Source organism: Acinetobacter sp. GQ146 (assembly GCF_059758585.1).
Window position 1 is genome coordinate 140788 of sequence record NZ_JCAXDV010000003.1, and the last position, 17024, is coordinate 157811.

General features: G+C 45.1%; 13 protein-coding genes. 9 read left to right on the forward strand and 4 right to left on the reverse strand.

Annotated elements, in window-relative coordinates:
* Nucleotides 1–260: 260 nt before the first annotated feature.
* Together AC6CHI_RS06700 and uvrA are read right to left on the reverse strand one after the other, a co-directional pair.
* The gene (locus tag AC6CHI_RS06700) at nt 261–1115 is read right to left on the reverse strand and encodes an AbiJ-NTD4 domain-containing protein (RefSeq protein ID WP_498120228.1); all 855 of its coding nucleotides are present in this window, start codon (nt 1113–1115) and stop codon (nt 261–263) included.
* 117 nt (nt 1116–1232) lie between these two features.
* Nucleotides 1233–4064, reverse strand: coding sequence for an excinuclease ABC subunit UvrA (gene uvrA / locus AC6CHI_RS06705; protein WP_498120230.1), 2832 nt, complete (start codon nt 4062–4064; stop codon nt 1233–1235).
* Nucleotides 4065–4307: 243 nt separating this feature from the next.
* Between uvrA and AC6CHI_RS06710 the strand changes: the two genes are divergently transcribed.
* From AC6CHI_RS06710 to AC6CHI_RS06720, 3 genes are all read left to right on the forward strand, one after another.
* Nucleotides 4308–4910, forward strand: coding sequence for a TetR/AcrR family transcriptional regulator (locus AC6CHI_RS06710; protein ID WP_458891842.1), 603 nt, complete (start codon nt 4308–4310; stop codon nt 4908–4910).
* A 3-nt stretch (nt 4911–4913) separates the two neighbouring features.
* A complete protein-coding gene (locus AC6CHI_RS06715; RefSeq protein WP_498120232.1) occupies nt 4914–5891 on the forward strand; it encodes a zinc-binding dehydrogenase in 978 nt (325 codons plus the stop codon).
* Between the two features lie 72 nt (nt 5892–5963).
* The gene (locus AC6CHI_RS06720) at nt 5964–6317 is read left to right on the forward strand and encodes a DUF1304 domain-containing protein (RefSeq protein ID WP_498120234.1); all 354 of its coding nucleotides are present in this window, start codon (nt 5964–5966) and stop codon (nt 6315–6317) included.
* A 50-nt stretch (nt 6318–6367) separates the two neighbouring features.
* On the opposite strand, the gene tenA is transcribed toward AC6CHI_RS06720, so the two are convergent.
* The gene (gene tenA, locus AC6CHI_RS06725; protein WP_498120236.1) at nt 6368–7042 is read right to left on the reverse strand and encodes a thiaminase II; all 675 of its coding nucleotides are present in this window, start codon (nt 7040–7042) and stop codon (nt 6368–6370) included.
* Nucleotides 7043–7252: 210 nt separating this feature from the next.
* Here tenA and AC6CHI_RS06730 point away from each other — a divergent pair, with 210 nt between their 5' ends.
* From AC6CHI_RS06730 to AC6CHI_RS06745, 4 genes are all read left to right on the forward strand, one after another.
* The gene (locus AC6CHI_RS06730; protein ID WP_498120238.1) at nt 7253–8338 is read left to right on the forward strand and encodes a DUF475 domain-containing protein; all 1086 of its coding nucleotides are present in this window, start codon (nt 7253–7255) and stop codon (nt 8336–8338) included.
* Nucleotides 8339–8488: 150 nt separating this feature from the next.
* The gene (locus tag AC6CHI_RS06735; RefSeq protein ID WP_498120240.1) at nt 8489–9853 is read left to right on the forward strand and encodes an MFS transporter; all 1365 of its coding nucleotides are present in this window, start codon (nt 8489–8491) and stop codon (nt 9851–9853) included.
* Nucleotides 9854–9904: 51 nt separating this feature from the next.
* Complete coding sequence (gene ssb, locus AC6CHI_RS06740) at nt 9905–10504, forward strand: single-stranded DNA-binding protein (RefSeq protein ID WP_458891836.1); 600 nt, start codon at nt 9905–9907, stop codon at nt 10502–10504.
* Nucleotides 10505–11018: 514 nt separating this feature from the next.
* Nucleotides 11019–12461 carry an amino acid permease gene (locus AC6CHI_RS06745; RefSeq protein ID WP_458891835.1) on the forward strand — a complete coding sequence of 481 codons (1443 nt, stop codon included), beginning with the start codon at nt 11019–11021 and terminating at the stop codon, nt 12459–12461.
* A 73-nt stretch (nt 12462–12534) separates the two neighbouring features.
* On the opposite strand, the gene pdxR is transcribed toward AC6CHI_RS06745, so the two are convergent.
* A complete protein-coding gene (gene pdxR, locus AC6CHI_RS06750; RefSeq protein WP_498120543.1) occupies nt 12535–14034 on the reverse strand; it encodes a MocR-like pyridoxine biosynthesis transcription factor PdxR in 1500 nt (499 codons plus the stop codon).
* 155 nt (nt 14035–14189) lie between these two features.
* Between pdxR and gabT the strand changes: the two genes are divergently transcribed.
* Nucleotides 14190–15488, forward strand: coding sequence for a 4-aminobutyrate--2-oxoglutarate transaminase (gene gabT, locus AC6CHI_RS06755; protein ID WP_498120243.1), 1299 nt, complete (start codon nt 14190–14192; stop codon nt 15486–15488).
* Nucleotides 15485–16942, forward strand: coding sequence for an NAD-dependent succinate-semialdehyde dehydrogenase (locus AC6CHI_RS06760; protein ID WP_498120245.1), 1458 nt, complete (start codon nt 15485–15487; stop codon nt 16940–16942). Before gabT ends, AC6CHI_RS06760 begins: the two co-directional genes overlap by 4 nt.
* Nucleotides 16943–17024: the final 82 nt, after the last annotated feature.

A 17024-nucleotide genomic window follows, 5' to 3' on the forward strand; every position in this document is an offset into this window, starting at 1 on the left:
GATAAAAGCCGAGTCGGATTTTACGTGATTTGAATTTATTTTGATAAATAGAATTTAGATTTTGCTGTTTGATGATTTGAATATTTGGTTGGTTCTTTATCACGTCCTCATATTCAAATTGAGGTTTTATTTTTGTTGTGTAGGCGTTGCCTCACTTTTGACTGGGAAAAAGTGACAAAACTCATTTGTTTGACTGATACTCAGTCCCTTGAGTACAGTCAAACGGGCGACATCAATGTCGCCTGTCATGTGATTGGATTTCAGTTTTGGGCTTTGGTTTTTTCAATTAGATAATTAATAAAGTTGGTGCAGGCAACCAGCATAAATTTTGCATCGATATAACTTAAGTTTGACTCTTCAAGCATCGCATGGCGAATACCATCACTATCTGAAGTATAACCATAGAGTTGGCTCAAACTTCCTTTAAGAGCAGGGTGTAAACCGAATCTATCTTCAATAACTTTTAATGCTTTTCCTAATGTTGTTCTTTCATCGTTAGTCACGATTTTGCAAATGGATTCAACCGCGCTAATCGATTCTTTAATTGAATTTCTATAATCAGGTTTTTGACGATCTGACATTAGTTTTAAAGCTTGATTAAGATGTTGTCGAATACCTGAATATTGATTTGTATTTTCTAAAGCATCTTCGATAGATTGGATTTCTTGTTCAGAGGTAATTTCAGTAATTTGCTGGTTAATAACTCTATAGGCTGAATTTTCCTCTTCGAGTACATTATTAATGTCTTTTGTAAATGATTCTTTTAACTCTGGGAAAGGGTAGTAATGTATGCAAAATTCAATAAAGTCGTAAATTTCATACCAATTATAGTGGTCAAAAAATAGAGAGCTAATCTCTTCTAAGCCAATCTGTAATTCATGAGGAATTTCATCAATCCGCGTTTTTAAATAGTTGTGATATAAATTAGCGAAAAAAATATTTAAATTACTTTCAGCAATCGGATTGTTTCTTTGTAATTCAATATTTTTCTTATATTTATTAAAAATATAAAAGTTAATTAGATTCCACAATCTATTATGTAAATCATCATTTATAGATTCTTTCTGAATTATTTCTCTTACGGATTTATAACCATATCTTTTTGAGAACTGCATTATTTACCCCAAAAAATTATTTATTTTTTATGCTTATTTAAATCCTCCCTAACCCTCCTTTGGAAAAGGAGGGAATTTCCCCCTCTTTAAAAAGAGGGGTTAGGGGAGATTCTAAAATTACTTCAACAACGGTTTTAAGAACCTTGCTGTATGCGAAACTTTATTTTTCACCACTTCTTCAGGTGTACCTTCGGCAATAATCTGACCACCACCAGCACCCCCTTCAGGACCTAAGTCAATAATCCAGTCTGCAGTTTTAACCACATCCAAATTATGCTCAATCACCACAATGGTGTTTCCTTTGTTACGCAGCTCATGCAGGATGTCGAGTAACTTGGCAATGTCATGGAAGTGCAGACCTGTGGTCGGTTCATCCAGTACATACAAAGTTTTACCTGTATCGCGTTTTGCCAATTCACGTGCCAGTTTCACACGCTGTGCTTCACCACCAGAAAGGGTTGTTGCAGACTGACCGAGACGGATATACCCCAAGCCAACTTGGTTTAAGGTTTCTAAACGACGGTGAATGACTGGAATGGCATCGAAGAAATGCATCGCATCTTCAACCGTCATATCCAACACATCAGAAATGTTTTTGCCTTTATAGCCGACTTCCAAGGTTTCACGGTTATAGCGTTTACCGTGACAGTTATCGCAGGGCACATACATATCGGGTAAGAAGTGCATGGCCACTTTAATCATGCCGTCGCCTTCACAGGCTTCGCAGCGTCCACCTTTCACGTTAAAGGAGAAACGACCAGCGGCATAACCGCGGGCTTTGGCTTCTGGGGTTTGCGCAAACAATTCACGAATTGGGGTAAATAAACCCGTATAGGTGGCAGGGTTGGAACGTGGGGTACGTCCAATCGGGCTTTGGTCAATATCCACAACTTTATCGAGGAATTGCAAGCCATCAATCGAGTCGAACTTTTCCGCGGTGAGGGTGGTTGCCCCATTGAGTTGAGTCGCGGCTAATGGCAATAAGGTACGGTTAATCAGCGTCGATTTACCTGAACCCGACACGCCTGTGACACAGGTCATGACCCCGAGTGGAATGGTCAAATCGACATTTTTCAGGTTGTGCCCCGCAGCACCCATCAGTTTAATTTGCTCATCGGGGCGTGGTGGCTGGGTACGCTGCGCAGGGACGGCAATTTTGAGCTTGCCTGACAGATATTGCCCGGTGAGGGAATCTTCATGTCGCGCTAATTCATCCGCTGTGCCTTCGGCAATAATGGCACCGCCATGTACGCCTGCACCCGGACCAATATCAATAATATGATCCGCTGCGCGAATGGCATCTTCATCATGCTCGACCACCAACACGGTATTGCCGAGGTCACGCAAACGCACCAAAGTTTCCAGTAGACGGTCATTGTCACGCTGATGCAGACCAATTGAGGGTTCATCCAACACGTACATCACGCCCATTAAGCCTGCGCCAATTTGCGAAGCCAGACGAATACGCTGTGCTTCACCGCCCGACAAGGTTTCTGCGGAACGTGACAGACTGAGATAGTTCAAACCCACCGAAACCAAAAAGTGCAAACGCTCACGGATTTCTTTAAAAATCTTGTCGGCAATTTCACCTTTGGCACCGGTCAAATTCAGGGTTTGGTAATAGGCTTCGGCATCGCCAATTGACATTTTGGTGATCTCGGCAATGGTTTTGTCTTTGACACGGACATTGCGCGAAATTTCGTTTAAACGTGAGCCGCCACAGGCATCACAGGCCGCATTAGACAAATACTGCGCCAAATCATCGCGCACATAGTTGCTTTCGGTTTCGCGGTAGCGACGTTCAAGATGCGGTAAAATCCCTTCAAAGGGTTGCACGCGATTGTGTTTACGCCCACGTTCGTCAATATAACTCAGATCAACTTTTTCTTTGCCCGTACCGTATAAAAACTTTTTCTGGGTGTCTTTATCCAGTTCGTTCCATGGGGTCTCTAAGGAAAATTCAAAATGATCCGCAACCTTTTGAATCATGCTGTAGTAGTACGGACGTTGTCGGTCCCAACCACGAATGGCACCCTGACTAATCGATAGCTCGGAATTTGGAATGAGTTTGTCAGCACTGAAATGGCTGCGTGTACCTAAACCATCACAAACAGGACAGGCACCAAAAGGGTTGTTAAAGGAAAACAGGCGCGGTTCCAGTTCAGCCACGGCACGGTCACATTCAGGGCAGGAGTGTTTGGCCGAAAACACACGGTCAGGATGTTCGCCTTTCATCCATGACAGCACGGCAATATCACCGCCTAAACGCAGTGCAGTTTCAAAGCTTTCCGCAATCCGGTTGCCCAAGTCATCCCGAACTTTAAAGCGGTCCACCACCACTTCAATGGTGTGTTTTTTCTTTTTGTCCAGTTCAGGTGGTGAGTCAATATCAATAATCTCGCCATCCACACGGGCGCGGACAAAACCTTGGCTTTGTAATTGTTCAAACAGATTGCTGTATTCACCTTTACGCTCACGAACCACAGGGGCCAGCAGCATCAGCGCTGTGCCTTCTTCGAGCGCTTTCACAGCATCGACCATTTCCGAAATGGTTTGTGCCACCATCGGCAGGTCATGTTCAGGGCAAAAAGGCGTCCCGACACGGGCATAGAGCAAACGCAAATAATCGTAAATTTCGGTAATGGTCCCGACAGTCGAGCGCGGGTTATGGCTAGTCGACTTCTGCTCAATGGCAATCGCAGGGCTTAAACCTTCAATCGAATCAACTTCAGGTTTTTCCATTTGCGATAAAAACTGCCGCGCATAGGCCGACAGCGATTCGACATAGCGGCGCTGACCTTCGGCATACAATGTATCGAAAGCGAGAGAGGATTTACCTGAACCTGAGAGTCCCGTAATCACCACAAACTTGTCGCGGGGAATATCGAGGCTCACATTTTTTAAATTGTGGGTACGTGCACCTCGAATACGGATATGACTTTGGCTCATGAAAACATCTCAATTATTGTGCAAATAGAAACTTATATGATAGCGCTTTAAAATTGTTCAAGTCTGTTGTGTTGATTTTTAAACGACAAATCATGACGGAGAGATTAAGCCTGAACAATCGGGCATAGTATAGGCCGCTATTATTAACATTCATTTGCTGTAGTGGCTACTCTAGAACGTAATCTAATCTCAGTTACATAAAATTACTAGACGACTGGTCTAATAGTAAAATATAGTGAGCACATGAAACGATCAATCAAAACGGAAGCCACCCGTCAGCATATTCTGGACACCAGTTTTCCACTGGTCTTACAGAAAGGCTTTGTCGGAGTAGGGCTACAAGAAATCTTAAAAGCCTGTGACGTGCCGAAAGGCTCGTTCTACCATTATTTTGCCTCTAAAGAAGCTTTTGGTTGTGCGCTGTTAGAGCAATACATTGCGGATTACAGTACACAGGTGGAACAGCTTTGGACGCTCACCGATGGCAGTGCCTATGCGCGTTTAATCGCGTTATGGCAAGCATGGATTGAAGATCCCATTCAGGGCGGTTGGGCAGAAAACTGTCTGATTGTGAAATTGGCAGCAGAAGTGTCTGACTTGTCTGAAGATATGCGCCAGATTTTGAATTTTGGTGTGAGTAAATTGATTGAGCGGGTCGCCCGATTACTTGAAGAAGGGCAGCAAGAGGGTTCTATTCCCAGCCATATTCAACCGCTCAAAATGGCACAAGTGATGTATCAACTGTGGTTAGGCGCAGCCTTGCTGGCCAAATTGGCGCAAGACAAAGCCCCTTTGCAGTTAGCACTGGAAACCACACACAACCTCTTACAACCCATGAAGGATTAAGCCATGCGTAGTATTATTCATCGTAGTTTTGGCGAATTTGCCGATGTACTCGAACAAGCCGAGATGCCGCAACCTGAACCGAAAGCGGGTCAAGTTCGTTTAAAAGTCATTTTGTCACCAATTCATAACCACGATGTATTGACGGTCGTTGGCAGCTATGGCTATAAACCTGAATTGCCGGCGATTGGTGGTAGTGAAGCCGTGGGTATTATTGATGCATTGGGTGAAGGGGTCACAGGTTTGCAAGTGGGACAACGTGTCTCTGCCGCAGGCATTCATGGCAGTTGGGCAGAATATTGTCTGGCACCAGCCGCAGCAGTGGTTCCTTTACCTGAAGTCATTCCAGATGAATTGGCGGCACAGCTGATTGCCATGCCACTCAGTGCGTTAATGCTGCTGGACTTTGCCCAGTTACAGCCTGGTCAGTGGATGATTCAAAATACGGCCAATGGTGCAGTCGGTAAAACCGTTGCGATGATTGCGCAAGCGCGTGGCATTCATGTGATTAACTTGGTACGTCGCCAAGAAGCCGTCGCAGAAATGACGGCCTTGGGGATTCAGAATGTGGTGGCCACCGACCAAGCCGACTGGAAAGCTCAAGTCAAAGCCATTCAGGGAGATCAGCCGCTCATGGTTGGGGTCGATTCGATTGGTGGCAAAGCCAGTGGTGAGCTATTAAGCGTATTAGGTGAAAACTCGCTGTTGGTGTCATTCGGCAGCATGACGGGCGAAACCATGCAGATTGAGTCAGGTGATTTAATCTTTAAACAAGCGTCCATCAAGGGCTTCTGGGCCAGCGTGGTCAATCAGCAAATGCCTGCGGAGCGTAAAAAAGCGCTTGTGGTTGAGCTATTAACGCTCGCGGCGCAGCAAAAACTTACGTTGCCTGTGGAAGGCGTTTTTGAATTCTCTGAGTTCAAGGCAGCGGCAGAAAAAGCCACACAAAGTGCACGCCAAGGTAAAGTCTTGTTCAAAGCTTAAGATTAAATCCACTGAAGTGAGCCGAAAGGCTCACTTTTGCCGTATTCGATACAACAAAAAAGGAAAATAAAAATGTTGGGCGCAATTTTAGTGGGGCTGATTGCAGTTTTACACGTCTATATTTTAGTGCTGGAAATGTTTTTGTGGGACAAACCTTATGGTTTAAAAGCCTTTGGTAATACGCCTGAAAAAGCACAATTGACCAAAGTCATGGCACAGAATCAGGGGCTTTATAATGGCTTTTTGGCAGCGGGACTATTCTGGTCTTTGTTTGCACCAGAAATTTATGCCAGTGCCTTAGCGAATTTCTTTTTGGGCTGCGTGTTGGTGGCGGGTATTTATGGGGGCATGACTGCCAGTAAAAAGATTATTTATATTCAAGCCGTTCCTGCACTGTTGGCTTTACTGGCAGTGAACCTGTTTTAAAGTACTGGCTGCTTTAGCCAGCCAGTTGCTGGCTAAAGCGTGCTAAAAAATTAAGCGTGATCGAGTCCATGCCACTGACATTGTTGATAGGCGCTGTCCCAGAACAGCCATTCCAGTTTGGCACCCATGCGATAAGCCGCATGCATTTTTTCTAAGGTGTCGGCATCACAACGTGCCGCGACTTTATTTACCGTGGCAATGACGTTACGTACGGCAGTATGAAATTCCTCACCCGAATAGGTATCAATCCAAGCTTGATACGGATTGTTGGCAATGGAATTATCGACAATATCTTTACCGACTTCGGCATAAATCCAGAAGCATGGCAGTAAAGCCGCAAGCACCACAGGATAACTTTCAGACCATGCCGTTGCGGTTAAAAATGAGGTGTAATGGTGACAGGCAAGGGTCAGGGGTGTGTTTTCAAATTCCTGTTTGGAAATATCAAACTGCTGCATAAAACTGTCGTGCAAGCTACGTTCCACCACAATCGCAATTTTCGCTGCTTCAGAAAACTGCATCACATCATCGGCTTCATAGGCTTTTGCGGCACAGACCGCTAAGGCACGTCCATAAGCCAATAAATAATGCGCGTCCTGAATCACATAATGTCCAAACGCTTCTGGGCTGAGCGTCCCCTGCGCCAGCTCCTGATTAAACGGCAAGGCTAAAGTTTTTTGATATAAGTCGAGATTACGCTGCCACAATTGCTCAGAAAAAAGCATTACAGTTTCCTTGATCCAAATTCAAACTCATGCGGACTAGACTAACCCAAGCAGCAGCAATACACGACCCTGATTTCATACAGACATCGGCTACTGCACAAAAAATAGTAGAACAGTTTTGGTTTAAGCCATAAAAGCGGCATAATAATCCGCATAAATTTTTAAGCTGTAGAACTTACAGCCGTCTTATTATCCAAAGGTCACCTCGTTATGATGAAACATTTTGGTTTCTCTATCTTTTTTACGATTGTGTGTCTTGCCATTTCTGCTTACTGGGGTTTCACCCACGGTCCAGAAGCGGGCTTAAAGACCATGTTTACCGCCTTGACCATTACCGCCATTTTGGCAGTGATGGAGGTGTCATTATCGTTTGATAATGCCGTTGTGAATGCTTCGGTACTGAGAGGTTGGGATCATTTTTGGAAAATGATCTTCTTAACTATCGGGATCATTATTGCGGTTTTCGGCATGCGTTTGGTTTTCCCAATCGTGATTGTTGCCGTCACAGCGGATATGGGTATGCTCGAAGTGGTGCAAATGGCATTAAATGAGCCACAACAATATTCAGAAAAATTGATGGCCCATCATGCTGAAATTGCAGCGTTTGGTGGTGCTTTCTTATTGTTGGTGTTTTTGAATTTCTTCTTTGACGAAGGGAAAGACACGCATTGGTTTAAATGGTTAGAGCATCGTTTATCCAATTTAGCCAATGTGCCAGCCATGTCAGTTTTTATTTCACTGATTGCGTTGTTGATCATGGCAGCCAATGTTGCCGATTCAGAACGTCTGGTGGTGACCATGGCGGGTATTTGGGGCATTGTGATTTATATCGGTGTACAAGTATTGAGTCATTTATTGGGCGGTGAGCCAGAAATTGATGAAGACGGTAATGCCGTGGCACATGATGCCAGCGGCGCTTCGACTGGCGTGATTAAAGCCGGTTTAGGTGGCTTTATCTATCTTGAAGTACTGGATGCCTCTTTCAGTTTTGATGGCGTGATTGGTGCCTTTGCGATTACTTCGGATGTGGTCATCATTATGCTGGGCTTGGCGATTGGTGCGATGTTCGTACGTTCCATGACCATTTACTTGGTTGAAAAAGGGACTTTAGACGCCTATATCTTCCTTGAGCATGGTGCGCATTATGCGATTGGTGCCTTAGCCTTCATTATGTTGGCAAGCGGAACAGGTGTGCATATTCCAGAAGTGGTGACAGGTCTGATTGGGGTGGCATTTATTGTTTGGGCAATCATTGCCTCGATTCAATATCGCAAACGCCAAGGACAACATGGTTAAACCGTGAATCTGCACGAAATGTCCACAGAGTAGAATCAAGGGTGCATTGTATTGCGCCCTTTTTTCTTGAGATAATTCTAGAATGGCAACGCATTCCTGCCCGAATGCTGTAGCATAGCTTCCAAATTCAACGCAATTAAGTCTATTGATATGATGAATTCCCTCGAACGCCGCTCGACCTTTGCCTTAAGCAGTATTTTTGCCTTGCGTATGTTGGGTCTGTTCATGATTATTCCGGTCTTTTCCGTGGCTGGTCAGTCCTATCAATATGCGACGCCTGCGTTAATTGGATTAGCCGTTGGGGTGTATGGCTTAACTCAAGCCATTTTGCAAATTCCGTTCAGCCTGATTGCCGACCGTTTTAGCCGTAAACCCTTGGTGGTGTTGGGGCTGTTATTGTTTGCTTTAGGGGGTGCCATTGCCGCAATGTCCGACACCATTTATGGGGTGATTATAGGACGAGCTATTGCGGGTGCAGGTGCCGTGTCTGCGGTGGTTATGGCCTTGCTGGCCGATGTGACTCGGGAAGAGCAACGTACCAAAGCCATGGCAGCGATGGGTATGAGTATTGGTTTGTCCTTTGTGGTGGCATTTAGCTTAGGGCCGTGGTTGACCAGTCTGGTCGGTATTTCAGGGCTGTTTTGGGTCACCACCATTATGGGTTTAGCCGCAATTTCCATGTTGCTGTTGGTGCCGAAAGTCACCCGACATCATAAAAACTTTCAGCAAGGTTATCTGGGGCAGCTTAAACAAGTCCTAAAAATGCCAGATCTGAATCGTTTGCATGTTTCAGTGTTTACCCTGCATTTGTTGCTGACGGCGATGTTTATTTATGTGCCTTCGCAGTTGATTGAATTTGCGCAAATTCCTCTGGCGAAACATGGTTTAATTTATTTACCGCTGTTGCTGATTAGCTTATTTTTTGCTTTTCCGAGCATTATTGTGGCGGAAAAATATCGCAAAATGCGCAGTATTTTCCTCACCGCGATTGCAGGGATTATTCTCGGTTTAATCATCCTGATTTTTGGTTATGAATCTAAATATATCTTGTTGACTGGGCTAGGCTTATTCTTCATTGCCTTTAATGTCATGGAAGCGTTATTGCCCTCTTGGCTGTCAAAAGCAGCACCAATTCAGTCTAAAGCGACTGCGATGGGGGTGAATGCCAGTAGCCAGTTTTTAGGGGCATTTTTTGGCGGAACGCTAGGCGGTCAGTTATTGATGCTGAATAACACGGCAATGGGTTGGAGTATCCTGAGTGCAATTGCTATAATTTGGCTGCTCATTAGTTTTGGGCTAGCTCAACCGCGTTATCTTTCATCGATTGTTTTGCGTTTACCTGAAAGCAAACAAACAGATGAATGGACTTCTCAGCTTTTAGCAATTCGTGGTATTGAAGAAGTCGTGGTGATGTCGGACCAGCAAGTGGCGTATGTAAAAGTAGATAAGCAGCGTATTGATGAAGCTGCGCGACAACATTTAACGCACTTGTTAGGGAAAGAGGTAGCCATTTAAGCATAACTCTTATAAAGTAAAATATAGAAACAAATAGGATGAAGTCAGCAAATGCGTGGTGTAAATAAGGTTATTTTAGTTGGAACTTTAGGTCGTGATCCTGAAACGAAAACTTTTCCAAATGGGGGCTCGCTTACTCAGTTTTCAATCGCAACCAGCGATTCTTGGACTGACAAAAGCACAGGTGAACGTAAAGAGCAAACTGAATGGCACCGTATTGTATTGCACAATCGTTTAGGTGAAATTGCACAGCAATATTTACGTAAAGGTTCAAAGGTCTATATCGAAGGTTCATTGCGTACCCGTCAGTGGACAGACCAGAATGGGCAAGAGCGTTACACCACTGAAATTCGTGGTGAGCAAATGCAAATGCTCGATTCGAACCGTCAGCAAGGTGAAGCTGTACCGGGCGATAATGCCGGTTTTAACCAACCTCGCTTTAACAATAACCAGAACAGTGGTTATGGCAATAACACGGGTTATAACAACAATAACAACCAAGGTTATGGCAACGCGGGTGGTTTTAATAATAACCAAGCTGCTGCTAATCCAGCAGCAGGTTATGGCAACAATAACCCAAGCGGTTTTGCACCGAAAGCAGCGCCATCTGCGCCTGCTCCAGCAGACTTAGATGACGACTTACCGTTCTAATCGGATACAAGTACTTCCATCCCATTGATCAAAACAACCAAAACCTTCTTAGCCCAGCTAGGAAGGTTTTTTTATTTAGTTCAGCTTAATAATTGCGCGCTATACTAAAGTTCTAGAGTATGCGCAGGATGCGCACTCTGAGAATTGGCTCCTGTAAATGGAGCTTAAGCTGAATGAATTATTTCGATTAAGTTATTTATTTTAAATGAATTTAATCTGAGGTGCTGAGCATGCCACAGCCATAGAGCATGCCACGGAGTGATGGATATGCACAAAAACAGTGCATTAAAAAAGCAATTGGCTCTTTCTTTCTATAGAAAAATGGCTCTCGTTTCTTGAGTGCCAAAACGACAAATTAAGCCTATTAGAAGTATGCATACGGAAACGTCGGATTTGCCCAAATAATCCTCTCCCTCAGTGGTTGGGCAAATTCACCAAATATTTAGGAATCGTGATGACCTAGGGTGACCTCACTCTGTGACACCGATATTCCTATCATGTTAAGGAAAATTCTATGGCTGGACATCAAAATACGTCTGAGTCCAAAGGCTCCCAAGGCTTAAATAATGGACTTAAGTCACGTCACTTGACCATGATCTCAATTGCCGGTGTGATTGGCGGTTCTCTCTTTGTTGGTTCAGGAAGTATTATTTACAACACTGGGCCGGTTGTGTTTCTTACTTATGCACTCGGTGGTTTATTGGTTTGGTTCATCATGCGGATGCTTGGTGAGATGGCCGTTTTAAACCCGGACAGTGGCTCTTTTTCAACCTATGCTGACCGTGCGATTGGTCGTTGGGCTGGTTTTTCAATTGGCTGGTTATACTGGTGTACTTTGGCGATGCTCATGGGTTGGGAAGCCTATGTTGCAGGTAAAATTTTAAATAATTGGTTTCCCTTTATCCCGATCTGGACCTATATGGTGGTGGTGATCGTGGCATTGGTGGCGGTCAATCTTCAGAACGTAAAAAATTACGGTGAATTCGAGTTCTGGTTTGCCCTGGTCAAAGTGATTGCGATTGTGATTTTCTTGGTGATTGGTAGTTTGGCCATCATGCATTTGTGGCCTTGGGGTGACCCTACTGCATCGGGGATCAGCAATTTGACCTCACATGGTTTTATGCCCAATGGTGCATCCTCGGTCATTACCGCCTTGCTGGGTGTAATGTTTGCCTATATCGGTGCTGAAATTGTGACAGTCGCTGCGGCTGAATCAGAAAATCCATCGAAAGAAATTCGTAAGGCTTCGAACTCTGTGGTGTGGCGAATTGTGTTGTTCTATGTGGGTTCTATGTTTGTGGCGGTCTGTTTGATTCCTCACGATAATGAACTGTTAAAAGATTCAACTTGGGGTACCTATAGCGTTACCTTGTCTGCACTCGGCATTCCTGGCGCACGTCATATCGTAAACTTTGTGGTACTGACCTCGGTATGTAGCTGCTTTAACTCGGCATTGTATACCTGCTCACGAATGATTTTCTCCTTGTCGAAACGTGGTGATGCACCGAAGAGCTTTGGCAAAATCAACCGTCATGGTAGTCCATCTGTAGGTGTGATCGTGTCATGCATTTTCTCGGTGATTGCCGTGGTTTTAACAGCCACCAAGAGTATGGATGTCTATGACTTCTTCATGCTGACCACAGGTGCAGCAACCTTGTATGTGTACTTGACCATTGCCTATTCGCAACTGCGTATGCGTAAAAAGCTGGAAGCGCAAGGCGTACAAATCGACTTTAAAATGTGGTTGTTCCCTTATGTGACCTATGCAGTCATCATTGCGATTATTGGTGCGATTCTGACTATGTTGATTGAAGGCACTTATTTTAAAGAAGTGATCTATACCACAGCCTTGTTTGGCACCATTGTTTTCTTTGGCTTGTTGTCGGAAAAATTCGGCTGGGGGAAGGAGCGTAGAGCGACTCATCTCGCACATACGCATAAAGAAGAGCTGGTTTAAAAGCTTCCGCACTCTCAAATTAAAAAAAGAGTCTCCATGTGGAGACTCTTTTTTTATCTGCAAAAACACAGCATCAATTCAGTGTTGGCACGCCAGCTTCACGTAAGCACTGCAGCAACACGCCAAAGGACATCACCATATCGCGTTCATTCACACAAGCAAAGCCCATCAGCAGTCCGCGCTGCGCACGGGCATGTGAATGCATATAGTATTGTGACAATGGACGGACTTTAATGCCACGCTCCAAGGCTGAAGAAGCAATGGCGACATCATCACAGTGTTCAGGCAGTTTCATCACCAAATGGAGTCCCGAAGCATCATTGTATTCATGGATAAACTCGGGACCTAAATAGCGGTTAATTAAATCCACCAAATAAGCACGACGTTTGCCATACAGCAGGCGCATACGTCGAATATGTGCTTCATAATGCCCTTCACGAATAAATTCCGCTAAGGCGCGTTGTTCTAGCAAATGCCCGCCACGATACAGCTCTGCGGCTAAGACGCGTAAAGGAGAAAACAGTGCACGTGGCACCACCAAGTAACCAATCCGCAGCGCAGGGTAAATGGTTTTACTGAAGGTCCCCATATAAATCACAGGCGAGTCCGGCTCCAGTCCTTGCAGCGATGGATAGGGCTGACCCGAGAAGCGAAATTCACTGTCATAGTCATCTTCCACAATCCAGCTGCCATTTTGTTTAGCAATGCTTAATAGTTGTTTTCGGCGTTCTAAACTTAGATGGGAACCTAATGGGTACTGATGCGAAGGAGTAACAAAGATCAGTTTCGGCGGTTTTTCTGGATTTTGTTCGGGAATAATGCCATCGCCATCTACCGGCATCGGGTGGATATCCAGACCGTTGATACGTAAGGTATTGCGCATGCCCCAGTAAGCTGGATCTTCAATCCAAACCTGATCGCCAATGTCACACAGCGCGCGCGAGACCAGATCAATCGCTTGGTGGATGCCTTCGGTAATAATAATTTGGTCGGTATCGCATTGCACCGAACGTGCAACCCTGAGGTAATCGGCCAAGGCACTGCGCAGTTCCATACAGCCGCCTGCATTGCTGTAAATTAACTGGGCAATGTCCGGTTCGCGATTCAGGCGTGCCTGAATTCGGCTAAACACCTGATGCGGGAATTCGGTGACATCTGGCGCACCCGGCACAAATGCGCCCCATTGATGCGGAGAAGCGGCGGCATGACCAAACACCAGCGCGCCACGTTGTGATAAGGATGCATTTTGTCTGGCTTTGGCAATGCCTTCGGTTTTTTTGCCATGAATACTATTTAAAAACACTTCGGGCAAATGTTCCGCCACCCAGGTGCCATGTCCAGTTCGTGCTTCTAGATAGCCTTCGGCTTGCAGCTGTTCGTAGGCAGACAGCACGGTATTGCGTGAGACTTTAATTTCACTGGCCAAATCACGAGAGGCCGGTAAGCGTGTTTTGGGCTGAATCACGCCTTCGGTAATCGCACCTCTTAAGCAGCGAAATAAACGCTGATGGAGTTTACCCTCAGTATCCTGCTGGAGACGTTGTAATAAATGATCGCCTAACAAACTACGCAATTGGCTCTCTCCTACAGTTAAAAAGTGGCTCTCGTCAGTTGACACAAGAAGCGCGAAATTACAGTCATAGGCAGTCATTGTAATGCATCCTGAAATAAGGCGATGGAATGCATAAAGCAAAGCTGCAATTGACGATGAAAAAATGAGGAAAAATAATGGATACTCAACATTCTGCACTCAACGCACGTAAACAGCAAGCAACTCCACGCGGTGTAGGCGTGATGTGTCAGTGGTATGCAGAAAAAGCTGAAAATGCCACGATTTGGGACAAGGAAGGTAACCAATACATCGATTTCGCAGGTGGTATTGCGGTATTAAACACTGGTCATCGCCACCCTAAAGTGATTGCAGCCGTGACTGAACAATTAACTAAATTTACGCACACAGCTTACCAAGTTACGCCATATGAAAGCTATGTGGCTTTGGCAGAGCGTATCAATGAACGCGCACCAATTGCTGGTCCAGCAAAAACCACATTCTTCACCACAGGTGCTGAAGCGGTTGAGAATGCAGTCAAAATTGCACGTTCATACACTGGTCGTCATGGCATTATTACGTTTGGTAACGGTTTCCATGGTCGTTCATTCATGACTATGGCAATGACAGGTAAAACTGCACCGTACAAACGTGATTTTGGTGTGATGCCAGCAGGCGTCTTCCACGCACGTTACCCTGTCGCATCGAAAGGCATTACCGTAGATGCAGCAATTGAAAGCGTAGAAAACATTTTCAGTGAAGATGTTGCAGCACATGACGTCGCAGCAATTGTGCTTGAGCCAGTTCAAGGTGAAGGCGGTTTTAACGTAGTTCCTGCGGAATTCTTAAAACGTTTACGTGCGCTTTGCGACCAACATGGCATTTTATTGATTGCTGATGAAGTGCAAACTGGTTTTGCGCGTACTGGTAAATTGTACGCCATGGATCACTACGAAACTAAAGCGGACTTAATCACCATGGCGAAAAGCCTTGGCGGTGGTTTCCCGATTTCAGGTGTTGTAGGCCGTGTAGACGTCATGGATGCACCAAACCCAGGCGGTTTAGGTGGTACTTATGCAGGTAACCCAATTGCTGTTGCCGCTGCTCACGCTGTGATTGATGCGATTGAAGAAGAAAACTTATGCGACCGTGCCAATGTTTTAGGTGAAGAATTGGTTGCTGCATTAAAGCAAATTCAAGCTGGAACCACGATCGTGAATGATATTCGTGCTTTAGGTTCAATGGTGGCTGTTGAAGTGGAAAATGCAGACATCGCAAAAGCTGTACAAACATTTGCAATGCAGAAAGGTTTGTTGTTATTGACTTGTGGTAAAAATGGTAACGTGATTCGTTTCTTATATCCATTAACGATTCCAACAGAACAATTCCGTCAAGCTTTAGACATCTTAAAACAAGGCTTTGATTCACTAGCACTACCAGAAACTGTTGGGGCGCAAACTGCGGAGCAATCAGCATGATTCAACAAGGATTGCAATATTTATTAGCACATCCTGATATTGCACTTGAAGCGCCTGCTTCAAGTGACTTTATTGAAGTTCAAGATGCAGCGACGGGCGAAAGCCTGGCATGGGTGAAAACCTATGACCGTGCTGGTGTCGAAGCTGCCATCACTCGTTCTGAACAAGCACAAGCACAATGGAAAAAGCAAACAGCTTTACAGCGTGCCGATGTGTTGTGGGCGTGGTATGAGTTGATGCTTGAACATAAGGAAAACTTGGCACAGTTACTCACCGCTGAACAGGGCAAACCCTTGCTTGAAGCGCGTGGTGAAATTGCCTATGCCGCCTCATTTATCCGTTGGTTTGCAGAGCAGGCTCGTCGTATTGATGGTACAGTGCTGTCCCCAACCCAAGCGCATCAGCGTTTGGTGGTGATCAAGCAAGCAATAGGAGTCACTGCAGCGATTACGCCGTGGAACTTCCCTGCTGCGATGATTACCCGTAAAGCAGCACCTGCGATTGCAGCGGGTTGTTCAATGTTGGTGAAACCAGCGGAACAAACCCCGTTAACGGCTTATGCGTTAGAAGTTTTAGCGTTGCAAGCGGGCTTGCCAAAAGATGTGTTGTTGAACATTAGCGGTGATGCGATTGAAGTGGGACAAACCCTGTGCAACAGCGATGTGGTGCGTAAACTCAGCTTCACGGGTTCCACCCAAGTCGGTCGTATTCTGATGCAGCAATGCGCGCCAACCATTAAAAAGCTCTCTTTAGAGTTGGGTGGCAATGCACCAGTATTGGTATTTGATGATGCAAATCTTGAGCAAGCCGTACAAGGCATCATGATGAGCAAATTCCGTAACAGCGGTCAAACTTGCGTCTGTGCCAACCGTATCTATGTGCAAGCTGGTATCTATGATGCACTGTGCGAGCGTTTAGTGGCTGAAGTGGCAAAATTGCAAGTGGGTGATGGTCGTGCCGAAGGTTCGACCCAAGGTCCATTAATTGATGCCGATGCTGTCGCGAAAGTGCAATCGCATATTGATGATGCACAAGCCAACGGTGCAACGGTATTGATTGGTGGCCAGTTACACGCTTTAGGCAAAACTTTCTTTGAACCAACGGTATTGCGTGATGTAACGCAACAAATGCGTGTGGCGAAAGAAGAAACTTTTGGTCCATTGGCCGCTTTGTTCCGCTTTGAAACAGAAGCTGAAGCTATTGCGATGGCGAATGACACGGAGTTTGGCTTGGCCAGCTATATCTTTACCCAAAATGCAGCACGTCAATGGCGTGTGGGTGAAGCATTAGAATATGGCATGGTGGGTGTCAACACGGGTGCCATTTCCAATGAAGTTGCACCATTTGGTGGAGTGAAACAGTCAGGCCTTGGCCGTGAAGGTTCACAATGGGGCATCGAAGAGTACTTAGAAATGAAGTACATGTGTATCGATGTAACCGACACTACAGCATAATTTTTGCTGATGGTTCAAAATGCTGGTGATGGCTTAGTTTATCACCAGCATTTTTATTGGCATCGAATAATGCAATTTAATA